Origin of the sequence: Burkholderia multivorans ATCC BAA-247 (assembly GCF_000959525.1) — a bacterium.
In the GTDB taxonomy this organism is placed as follows: Bacteria; Pseudomonadota; Gammaproteobacteria; order Burkholderiales; family Burkholderiaceae; genus Burkholderia; species Burkholderia multivorans.
This window is the reverse complement of record NZ_CP009832.1, coordinates 1464309-1478700: the sequence shown is the minus strand read 5'-3', so window position 1 is coordinate 1478700 and position 14392 is coordinate 1464309. Positions and strand designations below refer to the sequence as shown.

The window sequence follows — 14392 nt, the reverse complement described above, 5'->3', positions numbered from 1 at the left end:
CGCACCGCGCGGCCACGGCCACGCGCAACGCCGGTCTGCGACGCCACGCCGTTTTTACAAACAGGAGCAACGATGGAATTCTTACTGGATCATGCACTCGACGACGAAGCCGCGCGGGCCGTCGAACACGAAATCTGGCGCGTGGACCCCGATGCGAAGGTCGAGATCGACCGCGCGACGTCGCGCGTGACGGTCGATTCGTGGTTGTTTCCCGAGGAGTTCGTCGTCGCGTTCGAGGACGCGGGTTTCGCGGTCCGGATCAAGGATCATTGATGCGCGCGCCGGCGCGATGACGGGCGATGGCGGACGATGGCGGGCGCACGCCGCGTCGGGCGCAAGGATTGCTACCGCAACGGCCTTGCGGCAACCGGGCGATGACCGCCGGCCGCCGCAGGTACGGCGAACGCGCGATAATATCGACCCAACCCCGTCAAAATCGCATGAAGAAAACGACCCGAACCGCCCTCTTCGGCGCGCTGCTCGCCGTCGCGACGGCCGGCACTGCGACGGCCAAATCGCTCGACGACGCGCTCGACTGCCATTCGAACGGCCACAAGTTCGTCGCGCCGCTGCTCGCGGCCGGCGACATCCAGCGCGAGCCGATGCACGTCGAATCGAATTCGGTGAATGCGTTCCGCACCGCCCGGCCGCTGACGGCCTACGGCTTCGGCGTGTACGTCGTGCTCGGCTATCAGGCGAACGATCCGCTCTTCCGCCCGGGCGACGGCACACCGATCGGCGACTGGGCATACGGCGTCGTCGTGCGCGGCACGAAAAGTGCCGTCGAGGAGGCGGTGCGCAAGGCCGGCAGCGATGCGACGGTCAAGCAGGCGTTTCCGTTCCTGACCGCGATCGTCTGCTCGTCCGACTGAGCGGCCGGCACCGACGCCGCGGCCGTCATGCGCCCGTATAGACGACGCGATACGGAATACCGACCTTCTCCCATTCCGCCGCTTCCTGGCTGAGGCTGTAATCGGTGAGCGGATTCTGCTCGACCCACGCGCTCGGCAGCCGCACTTCGTAGCCGCCCTTCTTCATCTGCGCGACCGAAATGTCGGGCAGCCCGGCGTCGGTACGGCGCCGGCACAGCAGCGCCGCGAGCCGCAGACAGAACAGCAGCGGCCACTCGACTTCGCGCGCCTGCGACAGCTTGCCGAGCTTACCCGCATGGCCCAGCACCAAGGCGGCCAGCCGCGCCTGATCGGTGCGCGAGAAACCGGGCATGTCCGCATTGCTCGCGATATACGCAGAATGCTTGTGATATGCGCTGTGCGAGATCGACAGCCCGATCTCGTGCAGCGCCGCGGCCCAGCCGAGGAACGTCCGGCACTCTTCGCGCCGCTCGTCGTCCGGCTCGCCGAGCTGATCGTAGAAGCGCACCGCCAGCGCGGCGATTCGTTCCGCCTGCGCGCGATCGACGCCGTAGCGGCGCGTGAATCCTTCGACGGTGACCGCGCGCATGTCCTCGTGCTGCGTACGGCCGAGCAGGTCGTAGAGCACGCCGAGGCGCAGCGCGCCGTCGGTCGTGTCGACGTAGTCGACGCCCAGTTCCTCGAACACGGCCAGCATGATCGCGAGACCGCCGGCGAGCACCGGCACGCGATCGGGCTTCAGCGCGATCAGCTTCAGGCGGTTCACGTTCTCGGCCTTGATCAGCGCGCGCTTGAGCCGCTCGAGGCCGCCGCGCGAGATTCCGTGCGTGATGCCCGGATCGTTGAAGCCGTTCGCCTCGACGAGCTCGGCGAGCGCGCGCGCCGTGCCCGACGAGCCGATCGCCTGATCCCAGCCCGCCTTTTTGTATTCGCTCGAAATGATCTGGATTTCGCGCTTCGCCGCGAGTTCGGCCTGCCGCATCGTGTATTCGTCGACGTTGCCGGCCGGAAAGAATGCGCGGCTGTGGCTCACGCAACCGATGTACAGACTCTCCATCACGAGCGGCGTGTAGTGCGAGCCGATGATGAACTCGGTCGAGCCGCCGCCGATGTCGACGACGAGCCGCTTGCCGGCGCTCGCGGGCACCGAGTGCGCGGCGCCCGCATAGATCAGGCGCGCCTCTTCGCGGCCCGCGATCACTTCGATCGGGAAACCGAGCGCGGCTTCCGCCTCGACGAGAAATTCGCCGGCATTCTTCGCGACGCGCAGCGTGTTGGTCGCGACCGCCCGCACATGATCGGGATGAAAATCGCGCAGGCGCTCGCCGAACCGCTTGAGCGCCTCCCAGCCGCGCTCCTGGGACGCGCGGTCGAGCAGTTTGTCGCTCGACAGCCCGGCGGCAAGCCGGACCGGCTCGCGCAGCGCATCCACAGGGTAGATCTGGCTTCCCGCCGGCGTCTCCTCGACGCGTCCGACGATCAGCCGGAAGCTGTTCGAGCCGAGATCCACGGCAGCCAGCAAGTGGGGAGTTGTAACCATCAGAAGGGGCTCCGTGCGCGTTCGCTCGCGGCATCCGTGCGGCCCGCGAAGCAGTCGATCGAAGCGCACATTTTAAGCGTGGAACGCTTTCGGGCGCCACGCCCGGCGAACATGCGCACGATACGACCGTATATCGCCGCACATTCGCGATATCACCCGTTTCAGGCGTATATTTTGCTGATATATATTTAGTCTTGTCATCAGCACGTCATCGAATCGTGAGAGTTTCCGAGCGTCCTTTCGAAACATCGCCCGACCTGCCTCCTATATTGCCGATGTCCGTCCGTTATCCGCTTCTCAACCGTGAACTCGGCATCCTCGGTTTCAACGAGCGCGTGCTGGCCCAGGCGGCCGATCCGCAAGTCCCGCTGCTCGAGCGCCTGCGCTTCATCTGCATCACGAGCAGCAACCTCGACGAATTTTTCGAAGTCCGGATGGCCGGCCTTCAGGAACAGATCCGCGACAACCCGGGCGCGATGACGCCCGACGGGATGTCGCTGCAACACGCGTACGACCTCGTCGTCGAGCGCGCGCAGCGGCTCGTGCATCGGCAGTACACGATGCTGCACGAAACCGTGCTGCCCGCACTCGAACAGGAAGGCATCTACTTCCACAACAGCGACTCGTGGAGCGACGCGCAGCTCGAATGGGCGCGGCGCTACTTCCTGGACGAGCTGCTGCCCGTGCTCACCCCGATCGGCCTCGATCCCGCGCACCCGTTCCCGCGCGTGCTGAACAAGAGCCTGAACTTCGTCGTCGAACTCGAAGGCCGGGATGCATTCGGGCGCCAGGCCGTGATGGGTATCGTGCAGGCGCCGCGCGCGCTGCCGCGCGTCGTGCAGATGCCGCAGGCGCTGTCGGGCTTCGAGCACGGCTTCGTGCTGCTGAGCTCGTTCATGCAGCGCTTCGTCGGCGAACTGTTCCCGCAGCTCGTCGTGAAAAGCTGCAACCAGTTCCGCATCACGCGCAACAGCGAACTCTTCGTCGACGAAGACGAAATCACGAACCTGCGCGTCGCGCTGCAGGGCGAACTGCCGGCGCGCCATCTCGGCAACGCGGTGCGCCTCGAAGTGTCGGCCGACACGCCGCAGCACATCGTGCGGCGGCTGCTCGAGGAAAGCGGACTCGGCGAGAAAGACTGTTACCGTGTGATCGGCTCGGTGAACCTCGTGCGGCTGATGCAGATTCCCGATCTCGTCGACCGGCCCGACCTGAAGTTCACGCCGTTTACCGCATCGATTCCACCGGCGATCGCGAACGCGACGACGATGTTCGACGCGATCGACGAAGGCGACATCCTGCTGCATCACCCGTACGAAAGCTTCCAGCCCGTGCTCGAGCTGCTGCAGCAGGCCGCGCGCGATCCGAGCGTCGTCGCGATCAAGCAGACGATCTATCGCACCGGCACCGATTCACCGCTGATGGACGCGCTGATGGAAGCCGCGCGCAACGGCAAGGAAGTGACGGTCGTCGTCGAGCTGCTCGCGCGCTTCGACGAGGAAACCAACATCAACTGGGCGTCGCAGCTCGAAGCGGTCGGCGCGCATGTCGTATACGGCGTCGTCGGACACAAGTGCCACGCGAAGATGATGCTCATCGTGCGGCGCGTGCTGCAGGGCGGCAGGGCGACGCTGCGCCGCTACGTGCACCTCGGCACCGGCAACTACCATCCGCGCACCGCGCGGTTGTACACCGACTTCGGGCTGATGACGGCCGACCAGAAGATCTGCGAGGACGTCCACCACGTATTCCAGCAGCTGACCGGCATCGGCGGCGAACTGGCGCTGCACGAGCTCTGGCAGTCGCCGTTCACGCTGCATCCGCGCATCATCGAGTCGATCCGCACCGAGATCGACAACGCACGCGCCGGCAAGCGCGCGCGCATCGTCGCGAAGATGAATGCGCTGCTGGAGCCGTCGGTGATCGCGGCGCTGTACGAAGCGTCGCAGGCCGGCGTGAAGGTCGACCTGATCGTGCGCGGCGTCTGCGCGCTGAAGCCCGGCGTGCCGGGGCTGTCGGAAAACATCACGGTGCGCTCGATCGTCGGCCGTTTCCTCGAGCATCACCGGATCTACTACTTCCATGCCGACGGTGCCGAGCACGTCTATCTGTCGAGCGCCGACTGGATGGATCGCAATCTGTTCCGCCGCGTCGAAGTCGCGTTCCCGATCCGCGAGCGCAAGCTGAAGCGGCGCGTGATCGCCGAAGGGCTCTCGGTGTGCCTCGGCGACAATCAATCGGCGTGGCAGATGCAAAGCGACGGTCACTACCGTCGCCGCCGCGCCGGCAAGACGGTGCGCAACGCGCAGCTCGGCCTGCTCGCGAAGTTCTGTTCGTGATCGCGTAGCGCGAAGCGACGCCCATGAAAAACGCAGCCCTCGGGCTGCGTTGTCTCATGCCGATCGCTTATGCCGATCGCGTGCCGCGAGCGCGCGCCGCGCTCACGATGCCATCGAGGCCGGACGAATCGCGATGATCCGCGACGCGGGAAAACGCGCCGTAAACGTACTGCCGCGCCCTTCCTCGCTCTGCACGTACAGATGCGCGTCGTGCCGCTGCAGCACGTGCTTGACGATCGCGAGCCCGAGACCGGTGCCGCCCGTATCGCGCGAACGGCTGCGATCGACGCGATAGAAGCGCTCGGTCAGCCGCGGCAGATCGGCGGCCGGAATGCCGAAGCCGCTGTCGGTCACCGAGAACACGCCCTGCGCGCCTTCGCGCCGCCACGTCACGCAGATCTTGCCGCCGTCCGGCGTGTAGCGGATCGCGTTCGTCACGAGATTCGCGAACGCGCTGAACACTTCGGTCTGCGCGCCCGTCACGCCGAGCGTGTCGTCGATCGAGAACGTGATGTCGTGATGGCCGTTCGACAGCGTGTGCGCGTCCTCTTTCAGATGGTCGAACACCGAGCGCATGTCGATCGCGCGATCGAGCGGCGGCTTGCTTTCGCCTTCGAGCTTCGCGAGCACCAGCAGATCGGTGACGATGTGCCGCATCCGCGACGCCTGCTGCTCCATCATCTCGAGATAGCGCGCGCGATCCTCTTCGCCGAGCGGCAGCTCGCGCATCGTCTCGAGAAAGCCGGACAGCACGGTAAGCGGCGTCTTCAGCTCGTGCGACACGTTCGCGACGAAGTCGCGGCGCATCGCATCGGTGCGCTCGAGCTCGGTGATGTCCTGCGTGAGCAGCAGCTTGCGGTTCTCGCCGTACGGAAACACCTGCACGGCGAGCACGTTCTGCCGCGAGTCGCCCATTCCGCGCATCACGAGCGTTTCCTCGTAATGCTGCGCATTGAGATAGCGGACGAAATCGGGATGACGAACGAGGTTCGTGATGTGCTGGCGCAGGTCGCGCTTCGCGTCGAGACCGAAATGCACTTCGGCGATCGCGTTGCACCACTCGATCTGGTCGTGATCGTCGAGCATCGCGACGCCGTTCGGCGAGGCCTGGATCGCCTGGATGAAGCGCGAATGCTGCTGCTCGACCTGCCGCACCTGCGCGTGCCACTGCTTCGCGAGCTTGTGCAGCCGGTAGTAGATCTCGCCCCAGATGCCGGGCGCGCTCGGCACTTCGCCGTACACCGGCGCATCGAGCAGCCGCCACAGACGCTGCGTATGGAACGTACTGAAAAAGCCCTGCACGATCAGCATCGCGGCCGCGAAGCCGAAGCCCGCGGTCGGGCCGGCGAACACGCCGACCAGTACGCTGATCAGCACGAGCAGCACGAGCGACACCAGAAAGCGCGCCCAGATGATGTTCATGATTCAGCGTCCAAAAGAATGAACGGCATGCCGCGTTGCCGGCATGCCCGATGGCGTTACGCGTGCTTCGCGAGCCGGTAGCCGCTGCCGCGCACGGTTTCGATCATCGCATCGCAGCCGGCCGGTTTCAAGGCCGCGCGCAATCGTTTGATATGCACGTCGACGGTGCGCTCCTCGACAAAGACGTGATCGCCCCACACCTGATCGAGCAGCTGCGTGCGGCTGTGCACGCGCTCCGGATGCGTCATGAAGAAATGCAGCAGCCGGAATTCGGTCGGACCGAGATCGAGCTTGATCTCGCTGCCGTTCGTCTGCGCGGCGACACGGTGCGTGGCCGGATCGAGACGCAACCCGTTGATCGACACGACGTCTTCGGTCAGCTGCGGCGCGCGACGGCGCAGCACCGCCTTGATGCGCGCCATCAGTTCCTTCGGCGAGAACGGCTTCGTCACGTAGTCGTCCGCGCCGATCTCGAGGCCGAGCACCTTGTCCTGCTCGTCGCCGCGCGCGGTCAGCATGATGATCGGAATGTGCTTGGTCCGTTCGTTGTTGCGCAGGTCGCGCGCGAACGCGATACCGGACTTGCCCGGCAGCATCCAGTCGAGCAGCACCAGATCGGGCAGCACGTCGCTGATCAGGTTCTGCGCCTGTTCAGCGTTGTACGCGCGAATCGGACAGTGACCGGCATGCTGGAGATTCACCGAGATCAGTTCCGAAATCGCGGGTTCATCTTCAACGACGAGAATGTTGCTGGGCATCGGCACCTCTATCTTCCTGGCGTAGTCGCGTTAACTGTTGGCTTCGCGATCGAGCGTGTCGCGCGGCTGATGCCGCACGTCCGTGCCCTTCACGATGTAGATGATGAATTCGGCGATGTTCTTCGCGTGATCGCCGATCCGTTCGATCGCCTTCGCGATGAACAGATACTCGAGACCGACCGAGATCGTGCGCGGGTCTTCCTGCATGTACGACACGAGCTTGCGCACGAACGCGCGGAATTCCTGGTCGATTTCCTTGTCGTCCTTGACGATCTGCGCGGCGGCCACCGTATCGAGGCGCGCGAACGCGTCGAGCGCGCGGCGCAGGATCGTCACGGCCATCTCGCCCGACACCTTGATCTCGGCGATGTTGACCGCACGCGCAGCCGGCTCGTCGATCAGGCGGCGCACGCGCTTCGCGATCTTCTCGGCCTCGTCGCCCGCGCGTTCGAGGTTCGTAATCGTTTTCGAAATCGACATCAAAAGACGCAGGTCGCGTGCGGCCGGCTGCCTCCGCGCGATGATGTTTCCGCACTCCTGGTCGATGTCGACTTCCATCGCGTTCAGCGTTTCCTCGGCCGCGATCACGCGTTCGGCCGCGTCGCGGTCGAACTCGTTGAGCGCGTGCATTGCGCCGACGATCTGCGACTCGACGAGCCCGCCCATCTCCAGCACCTTCGACGACACCGCGTTCAGATCGGCGTCGAACTGGCTCGACAGATGTTTATCCGACATGATTGTTGTTCCCCGTCATCAGCCGAAACGGCCGGTGATGTAGTCTTCGGTTTCCTTGCGTACCGGCTTGATGAAGATCTTTTCGGTTTCGCCGAATTCGATCAGCTCGCCCAGGTACATGTAGGCCGTGAAGTCCGAGCAGCGTGCGGCTTGCTGCATGTTGTGCGTGACGATCACGACCGTGTAGTCGCTCTTGAGCTCGGCGATCAGTTCCTCGATACGGCCGGTCGAGATCGGATCGAGCGCCGAACACGGCTCGTCGAGCAGCAGCACTTCCGGACGGATCGCGATGCCGCGCGCGATGCAAAGCCGCTGCTGCTGGCCGCCCGACAGCCCGTAGCCGCTCTGGTTCAGCTTGTCCTTCACCTCGTTCCAGAGCGCGGCCTTCGTCAGCGCCCATTCGACGCGGTCGTCCATCTCCGAGCGCGTGAGCTTTTCGAACATCTTCACGCCGAACGCGATGTTGTCGTAGATCGACATCGGAAACGGCGTCGGCTTCTGGAACACCATGCCGATCCGGGCGCGCAGCAGCGAGATGTCGCGCTTCGACGTCAGCAGGTTCTCGCCGTCCATCAGGATTTCGCCTTCGGCGCGCTGCTCCGGATAGAGCGCATACATCTTGTTGAACGTGCGCAGCAGCGTCGACTTGCCGCAGCCGGACGGGCCGATGAACGCCGTCACCTTCCCTTCCGGAATGCGCAGGTTGATGTTCTTCAGCGCATGGAACTTGTTGTAGAAGAAGTTGAGGTTGTTGACCTCGATCTTCGCATTCAGCGGCGCGAGCGGGCGGCCGTTGGCCGCGTCGCGCGTGCCGGCGGGCGCAGCCGTGCGCTCGACGGGATTCAGGTGGCTTTCTGCCATATTCATCGGATTGCTCCGCCGTTACTTTTTCGAGAAGACCGAGCGCGCCAGGATATTGAGTCCGAGCACCCCGAGCGTAATCAGGAACACGCCTGCCCATGCGAGCGACTGCCACTCGGCGAACGGGCTCATCGCGAACTTGAAGATCGTGACCGGCAGGTTCGCCATCGGCTGGCTCATGTCGAGCGAGAAGAACTGGTTCGACAGCGCGGTGAACAGCAGCGGCGCCGTTTCGCCGGCGATCCGCGCGACGGCGAGCAGCACGCCCGTCACGATCCCGCCGAGCGATGCGCGCAGCGTGATCTTCAACACCATGCGCCACTTCGGCGTGCCGAGCGCGACGGCCGCTTCGCGCAGCGCGTTCGGCACGAGCTTCAGCATGTTCTCGGTCGTGCGGATCACGATCGGAATCTGCAGCAGCGCGAGTGCGATCACGCCGGCCCAGCCGGAGAAGCGTCCCGACTTCGCGACGACGAGCGCATACACGAACAGCCCGACGACGATCGACGGCGCCGACAGCAGGATGTCGTTGATGAAGCGGATCGTGCTCGCGAGCAGATTCTTCTGCCCGTATTCGGCGAGATAGACGCCCGCGAGGATGCCGATCGGCGTGCCGATCAGCGTACCGAAGCCACACAGCAGCAGGCTGCCGACGATCGCGTTCGCAAGCCCGCCGCCTTCGGTGTTCGGCGGCGGCGTCGACTCGGTGAACAGCTGCAGCGACAGGCCGCCGATGCCGAGATGCAGCGTCGTGTACAGAATCCATACGAGCCACAGCAGGCCGAATGCCATCGCGCCGAGCGACGCCGTCAACGCGACCGCGTTGGTCAGCTTGCGCTTGCGCTGCAGCCGCGTGCGCATCGCCTCGAGCGCGGCGCCGTCCGGCCCCGGAAAATTCATCATGCGCTCGCTCATTTCTTGCCCTCTCCCTTCTCGAGACGCAGCAACATCAGCTTCGAGATGGCCAGCACGATAAACGTGATCACGAACAGGATCAGGCCCAGCTCCATCAGCGCGGACGTATGCAGGCCCGGCTGCGCTTCCGCGAATTCGTTCGCGAGCGCCGACGTGATGCTGTTGCCGGGTGCGAACAGCGACGCGCTATCGAGCAGGTTCGTGTTGCCGATGACGAACGTGACGGCCATCGTCTCGCCGAGCGCGCGGCCGAGGCCGAGCATCACGCCGCCGATCACGCCGGTTTTCGTATAAGGCAGCACGACCTTCCACATCACTTCCCAGGTCGTGCAGCCGATGCCGTACGCCGACTCCTTCAGCAGCACGGGCGTCACTTCGAACACGTCGCGCATCACCGATGCGATGTACGGGATGATCATGATCGCCAGGATCACGCCCGCGGCGAGAATGCCGATGCCGATCGGCGGACCCGAGGTCAGCGGGCCGAGAATCCACACGTTCTCGAACAGGCGGCCGATCGGCTTCTGAAAGTACTGCGCGAAAATCGGCGCGAAGATCAGCAGCCCCCACATGCCGTACACGATCGACGGAATCGCGGCGAGCAGTTCGATCGCGATGCCGAGCGGACGGCGCAGCCACACGGGCGACAGCTCGGTCAGGAACAGCGCGATGCCGAAGCTGACGGGCACCGCGATCACGAGCGCAATCAGCGAGGTGACGATCGTGCCGTAGATCGGCACGAGCGCACCGTAGATGTCCGAGTTCGGATCCCACTCGGAGTGCCACAGAAAGCCGATGCCGAACTTCTGGATGGTCGGCATCGACGCAATGATCAGTGAAACGATGATCCCGCCGAGCAGCAGCAGGGTCACGATCGCGGCGAGCCGCGCGAGGCCGCCGAACACGATGTCGCCGATACGGCCGGGCGCACGTTGCGCTTCGCCGCCGGTGGACCGTGAAGACGGATAGGAAATATCAGACATGGGTGCCTGCTTGGGATCGCCGGGCGCCGTGACGCCCGGCCTTACCGCACACACTGCCCGGCCGGCGCGGCCGGGCAGCGAACCGCTGCGACGCTTACTCCGCGACCGGCTTGCCCGACGCGTCGGTCACCTTCACCTTCCACTGCTTGCGGATCTCGGCCGTGACTGCCGCCGGCAGCGAGATGTAGTCGAGGCTGTCGGCAGCCTTCTCGCCGTTCTTGAACGCCCAGTCGAAGAACTTCAGCGTTTCCGCGCCCTGACCCGGCTTGTCCTGCTTCGCGTGCAGCAGCACGAACGTCGCGCCGACGACCGGCCATGCGTCCTTGCCCGGCTCGTCCGTCAGGATCTGGTAGAACGACTTCGACCAGTTCGCGCTCGCGGCCGCGGCCTTGAACGTTTCGGTCTTCGGCTCGACGACGGCGCCCGACGAATTCTTCAGCGCCGTGTACGTCATGTTGTTCTTCTTGGCGTACGCCCACTCGACGTAGCCGATCGCGCCCGGCAGACGCTGGACGAACGCGGCGACGCCGTCGTTGCCCTTGCCGCCCGTACCCGTCGGCCAGTTGACCGTCGTGCCTTCACCGATCTTCGACTTCCACTCGCCGTTGACCTTCGACAGGTAGTTCGTCCAGATGAAGCTCGTGCCCGAGCCGTCCGCGCGGCGAACGACCGCGATGTCCGTATCCGGCAGCTTGACCTTCGGGTTCAGCGCGGCGATCGCCGGATCGTTCCACTTCTTGATCTTGCCGAGATAGATGTCGCCGAGCACCGGGCCCGACAGCGTCAGTTCGCCGGCCTTCACGCCCGGCACGTTGACGACCGGCACCACGCCGCCGACGACCGTCGGAAACTGGAACAGGCCTTCCTTCGCGAGTTCGTCATCCTTCAGCGGCGCGTCCGAACCGGCGAAATCGACCGTCTTCGCGACGATCTGCTTCAGGCCGCCCGACGAACCAATACCCTGGTAGTTGACCTTCGCGCCGCCGGACTGCTGATAATCGGCAGCCCATTTCGTGTAGATCGGCATCGCGAACGTGCTGCCTGCCCCCGTGATGTCGGCTGCGTGGGCGGCAACGGCGAAAAGCGCGCCAGCCAGGCCGGCAATCGCGGTTTGCATCAATTTCATGAGACCTCCAGTGTGTGAGCGGATGACTACGGCACCGCGAAGGTTAGGGGCTGCTCATGACGATAATGTGACAATCGATGAAACTGGCGTGACAGTAACATGACTGGTTGAAAGCGAGTAGCGCGCGGCGTTGTTACCGGCGCGGCCATCGCGGGGGTCGGATGGCGGTATAAGTTACCGCTCGCGCATGCGGCGAGGGGGAGGATACGGCGCTGCGGCGCGGTTCGATGCAGGGCGACGAAGAATGGCGCGTGCCGTTCGGTTGGACTAGCGCGTGAGTTGGAATGGGGTCGAAAGCGCGAAAGCGCGCGATCTACAAACTGCTCGGCATGGAGGCCGGCTGCAATGGCTCGACCGACGATGACGGCAGTAGATATTCGCGATCGTCGGCGCGCGTACTTGCATGCAGATAAAAGCGCGGCGCTTGCAAGGCGCCGCGCTCCTTTTGATCATGCGGCCGGCGCGCCGCTACCCGGCGCCCACCGACCGTTTCGACGTCACGCCGTCGCCACCCGTACCGCTTCGGCGATCGCTTCCGCATGGCGCGTCGCGTCGGCCGCCTGTTGCGCCTCGACCATCACGCGCAGCACCGGTTCGGTCCCCGACGCGCGGATCAGCACGCGGCCGCTGCCGGCGAGCGCCGCTTCGGCCGTCTCGATCGCCGCGCGGATCGACGCACTGCCCTTCCAGTCGGCGCCCGGCTTCATCCGTACGTTGATGAGCTTCTGCGGAAACAGCGTCACGCCGTCGAGCATCTGCGCGAGCGTCTTGCCGCTGCGCTTGAGCGCCGCGAGCACGAGCAGCGCCGACACGATGCCGTCGCCCGTCGAATGGCGATCGAGCGACAGGATGTGGCCCGAGCCTTCCGCGCCGAGCTGCCAGCCGTGCTCGCGCAGTTTTTCGAGCACGTAGCGGTCGCCGACCGCCGCGCGCACGAATTGCACGCCCGCGCGCTGCAGCGCGACTTCGACCGCGAGGTTCGTCATCAGCGTACCGACCGCGCCTTCGACCTTGCCGTCGGTCGCGATCCGGTCCTGCACGAGCACGTAGAGCAGCTCGTCGCCGTTGTACAGGCGGCCCGACGCGTCGACGATCTGCAGGCGGTCCGCGTCGCCGTCGAGCGCGATTCCGAGGTCCGCACGATTCGCACGCACGGCGCGCATGAGCGCGTCGGGCGCAGTCGCGCCGACACCGTCGTTGATGTTGAAGCCGTTCGGCGCGACGCCGATCGGAATCACGTCCGCGCCGAGCTCGTGGAACACGTGCGGCGCGACCTGATATGCGGCGCCGTGCGCGCAGTCGACGACGAGCTTCAGCCCGCGCAGGTCGAACGCGGCCGGGAACGTGCTCTTGCAGAACTCGATGTAGCGGCCGGCCGCGTCGTCGAGGCGGCGCGCCTTGCCGAGGCCGTCCGACGGCGCGCACTCGAGCGGCTTGTCGAGCCACGCCTCGATCGCGGCTTCGGTGTCGTCCGGCAGTTTGTTGCCGTCCGCCGAGAAGAACTTGATGCCGTTGTCCGGATACGGATTGTGCGACGCGCTGATCACGACGCCCGCCGACAGTCGCAGCGCGCGCGTCAGATATGCGACGCCCGGCGTCGGCATCGGGCCCGCCAGCATCACGTCGACGCCCGCCGCCGAGAAACCGGCCTCGAGCGCGGCCTCGAGCATGTAGCCCGACACGCGCGTGTCCTTGCCGATCAGCACCGTCGGCCGCGCACCGGGCGCGACGTCCGCCGTACCCGCGAGCACCTTGCCGGCCGCATAGCCCAGGCGCAACACGAAATCGGGCGTGATCGGCGCATCGCCGACCGTGCCGCGAATGCCATCCGTGCCGAAATATCGACGTCCCATGACGAATCTTCCTCCTTCGGTTTTCTGACTTATCGTTGCCGCGCGGCTTCGCGCACGGCACACCATACTTTCAGCGCGTCGACCGTCGCCGCGACGTCGTGCACGCGCACGATCGCGGCGCCGCGCTCGACCGCGCACAACGCGGCGGCGACACTCGCCGCGATCCGCTCCATCGGCGGCTTGCCGCCGATCACCGCGCCGAGCATCGACTTGCGCGACATCCCGGCGAGTACCGGATACGCGCGTCCGTCGGGCCGCAGCGGCGCCGTGTCGGGCAGCGCGGCCAGCAGCGCATAGTTGTCGTCGACGACTGCCTTGCCGAACCCGAAACCGGGATCGACGCAAATCCGTTCCGGCGCGACGCCGGCGTCGCGCAGCGCCTGCGCGCGTGCCGCGAGAAAATCGCGCACGTCCGCGACGACGTCGCGGTAATCGGGCTCGCCGACCTGCATCGTCTGCGGCTCGCCGAGCATGTGCATTGCACAGAGTCCGCTGTCGCCGTCGCGCACGGCGTCGATGGCACCCGGCTGACGGAAACCCCAGATGTCGTTGATCAAATCCGCACCGGCTGCAAGCGCCGCGCGCATGACCGCGGGCTTGTACGTATCGATCGACAACGGCACGTTCAGCGGCCGCAGCGCTTCGACGAGCGGGATCACGCGTGCGAGCTCCTCGTCGAGCGGCACGGGCGGCGCGCCGGGACGTGTCGATTCGCCGCCGATATCCAGTATGTCGGCGCCGTCGGCAATCATCCGTTCGGCTTGTCGCACTGCGTCGTCGTAGGCGAGAAAACGGCCGCCGTCGGAAAACGAATCGGGCGTCGCGTTCAGGATGCCCATGACGAGCGGGCGTTCGAATGTCAGCGTGAAGCGGCCGCAGTGCAGCGGCGCGGGAATGGATGGGGAAGCGGTGGAATCGGACACGGAGCGGCTGAGGGGGAGAATACAAAACGGGCCGGTGTGGAACCACACCAGCCCGTGAACGGTGC

Annotated in this window: 13 protein-coding genes; 3 read left to right on the top strand and 10 right to left on the bottom strand. The window is 65.5% G+C overall.

Features of this window, described 5'->3' with window-relative positions; all coding sequences use genetic code 11:
* The first annotated feature begins 72 nt into the window (after positions 1 to 72).
* Together NP80_RS19335 and NP80_RS19330 are read left to right on the top strand one after the other, a co-directional pair.
* On the top strand, positions 73 to 273 hold the full coding sequence (locus tag NP80_RS19335) for a hypothetical protein (RefSeq protein WP_006401031.1): 201 nt from the start codon (positions 73 to 75) through the stop codon (positions 271 to 273).
* 167 nt (positions 274 to 440) lie between these two features.
* Positions 441 to 872 (top strand): hypothetical protein, encoded by a 432-nt coding sequence (locus NP80_RS19330; protein ID WP_006401032.1) that lies wholly within the window; start codon positions 441 to 443, stop codon positions 870 to 872.
* A gap of 25 nt (positions 873 to 897) precedes the next feature.
* Here NP80_RS19330 and ppx read toward each other — a convergent pair whose 3' ends face one another.
* Entirely contained in the window at positions 898 to 2412 is a 1515-nt protein-coding gene (gene ppx, locus NP80_RS19325) for an exopolyphosphatase (RefSeq protein ID WP_006411726.1), read from the bottom strand.
* Between the two features lie 275 nt (positions 2413 to 2687).
* Here ppx and ppk1 point away from each other — a divergent pair, with 275 nt between their 5' ends.
* A complete protein-coding gene (ppk1, locus tag NP80_RS19320; RefSeq protein ID WP_006401035.1) occupies positions 2688 to 4751 on the top strand; it encodes a polyphosphate kinase 1 in 2064 nt (687 codons plus the stop codon).
* Between the two features lie 102 nt (positions 4752 to 4853).
* On the opposite strand, the gene phoR is transcribed toward ppk1, so the two are convergent.
* The 9 genes from phoR to folP form a co-directional block, all read right to left on the bottom strand.
* Positions 4854 to 6173 carry a phosphate regulon sensor histidine kinase PhoR gene (phoR, locus tag NP80_RS19315; protein WP_006401036.1) on the bottom strand — a complete coding sequence of 440 codons (1320 nt, stop codon included), beginning with the start codon at positions 6171 to 6173 and terminating at the stop codon, positions 4854 to 4856.
* Between the two features lie 56 nt (positions 6174 to 6229).
* Positions 6230 to 6931, bottom strand: coding sequence for a phosphate regulon transcriptional regulator PhoB (gene phoB, locus NP80_RS19310; protein ID WP_012213681.1), 702 nt, complete (start codon positions 6929 to 6931; stop codon positions 6230 to 6232).
* A 30-nt stretch (positions 6932 to 6961) separates the two neighbouring features.
* Positions 6962 to 7666: a phosphate signaling complex protein PhoU gene (phoU, locus tag NP80_RS19305; protein WP_006401038.1), complete on the bottom strand. Its 705-nt coding sequence runs from the start codon at positions 7664 to 7666 to the stop codon at positions 6962 to 6964.
* A gap of 18 nt (positions 7667 to 7684) precedes the next feature.
* Positions 7685 to 8533, bottom strand: a complete 849-nt coding sequence (gene pstB, locus NP80_RS19300) for a phosphate ABC transporter ATP-binding protein PstB (protein ID WP_006401039.1) — start codon at positions 8531 to 8533, stop codon at positions 7685 to 7687.
* A 15-nt stretch (positions 8534 to 8548) separates the two neighbouring features.
* Positions 8549 to 9442, bottom strand: a complete 894-nt coding sequence (gene pstA / locus NP80_RS19295; RefSeq protein ID WP_006405087.1) for a phosphate ABC transporter permease PstA — start codon at positions 9440 to 9442, stop codon at positions 8549 to 8551.
* Complete coding sequence (pstC, locus tag NP80_RS19290) at positions 9439 to 10425, bottom strand: phosphate ABC transporter permease PstC (protein WP_006405088.1); 987 nt, start codon at positions 10423 to 10425, stop codon at positions 9439 to 9441. Before pstC ends, pstA begins: the two co-directional genes overlap by 4 nt.
* 94 nt (positions 10426 to 10519) lie before the next feature.
* Positions 10520 to 11551: a phosphate ABC transporter substrate-binding protein PstS gene (gene pstS / locus NP80_RS19285; RefSeq protein WP_006401042.1), complete on the bottom strand. Its 1032-nt coding sequence runs from the start codon at positions 11549 to 11551 to the stop codon at positions 10520 to 10522.
* Positions 11552 to 12048: 497 nt separating this feature from the next.
* A complete protein-coding gene (gene glmM, locus NP80_RS19280; RefSeq protein WP_006405090.1) occupies positions 12049 to 13404 on the bottom strand; it encodes a phosphoglucosamine mutase in 1356 nt (451 codons plus the stop codon).
* A gap of 29 nt (positions 13405 to 13433) precedes the next feature.
* A complete protein-coding gene (gene folP / locus NP80_RS19275) occupies positions 13434 to 14327 on the bottom strand; it encodes a dihydropteroate synthase (protein ID WP_006405091.1) in 894 nt (297 codons plus the stop codon).
* Between the last annotated feature and the right edge of the window lie 65 nt (positions 14328 to 14392).

Excerpts from the sequence above, each read along its gene's own strand:
- phoU (WP_006401038.1), bottom strand. The coding sequence starts at position 7,666 with ATGTCGGATAAACATCTGTCGAGCCAGTTCGACGCCGATCTGAACGCG.
- pstB (WP_006401039.1), bottom strand. The coding sequence starts at position 8,533 with ATGAATATGGCAGAAAGCCACCTGAATCCCGTCGAGCGCACGGCTGCG.
- pstC (WP_006405088.1), bottom strand. The coding sequence starts at position 10,425 with ATGTCTGATATTTCCTATCCGTCTTCACGGTCCACCGGCGGCGAAGCG.
- NP80_RS19330 (WP_006401032.1), top strand. The coding sequence starts at position 441 with ATGAAGAAAACGACCCGAACCGCCCTCTTCGGCGCGCTGCTCGCCGTC.
- pstS (WP_006401042.1), bottom strand. The coding sequence starts at position 11,551 with ATGAAATTGATGCAAACCGCGATTGCCGGCCTGGCTGGCGCGCTTTTC.
- glmM (WP_006405090.1), bottom strand. The coding sequence starts at position 13,404 with ATGGGACGTCGATATTTCGGCACGGATGGCATTCGCGGCACGGTCGGC.
- pstA (WP_006405087.1), bottom strand. The coding sequence starts at position 9,442 with ATGAGCGAGCGCATGATGAATTTTCCGGGGCCGGACGGCGCCGCGCTC.
- phoB (WP_012213681.1), bottom strand. The coding sequence starts at position 6,931 with ATGCCCAGCAACATTCTCGTCGTTGAAGATGAACCCGCGATTTCGGAA.
- NP80_RS19335 (WP_006401031.1), top strand. The coding sequence starts at position 73 with ATGGAATTCTTACTGGATCATGCACTCGACGACGAAGCCGCGCGGGCC.
- ppk1 (WP_006401035.1), top strand. The coding sequence starts at position 2,688 with ATGTCCGTCCGTTATCCGCTTCTCAACCGTGAACTCGGCATCCTCGGT.
- phoR (WP_006401036.1), bottom strand. The coding sequence starts at position 6,173 with ATGAACATCATCTGGGCGCGCTTTCTGGTGTCGCTCGTGCTGCTCGTG.
- ppx (WP_006411726.1), bottom strand. The coding sequence starts at position 2,412 with ATGGTTACAACTCCCCACTTGCTGGCTGCCGTGGATCTCGGCTCGAAC.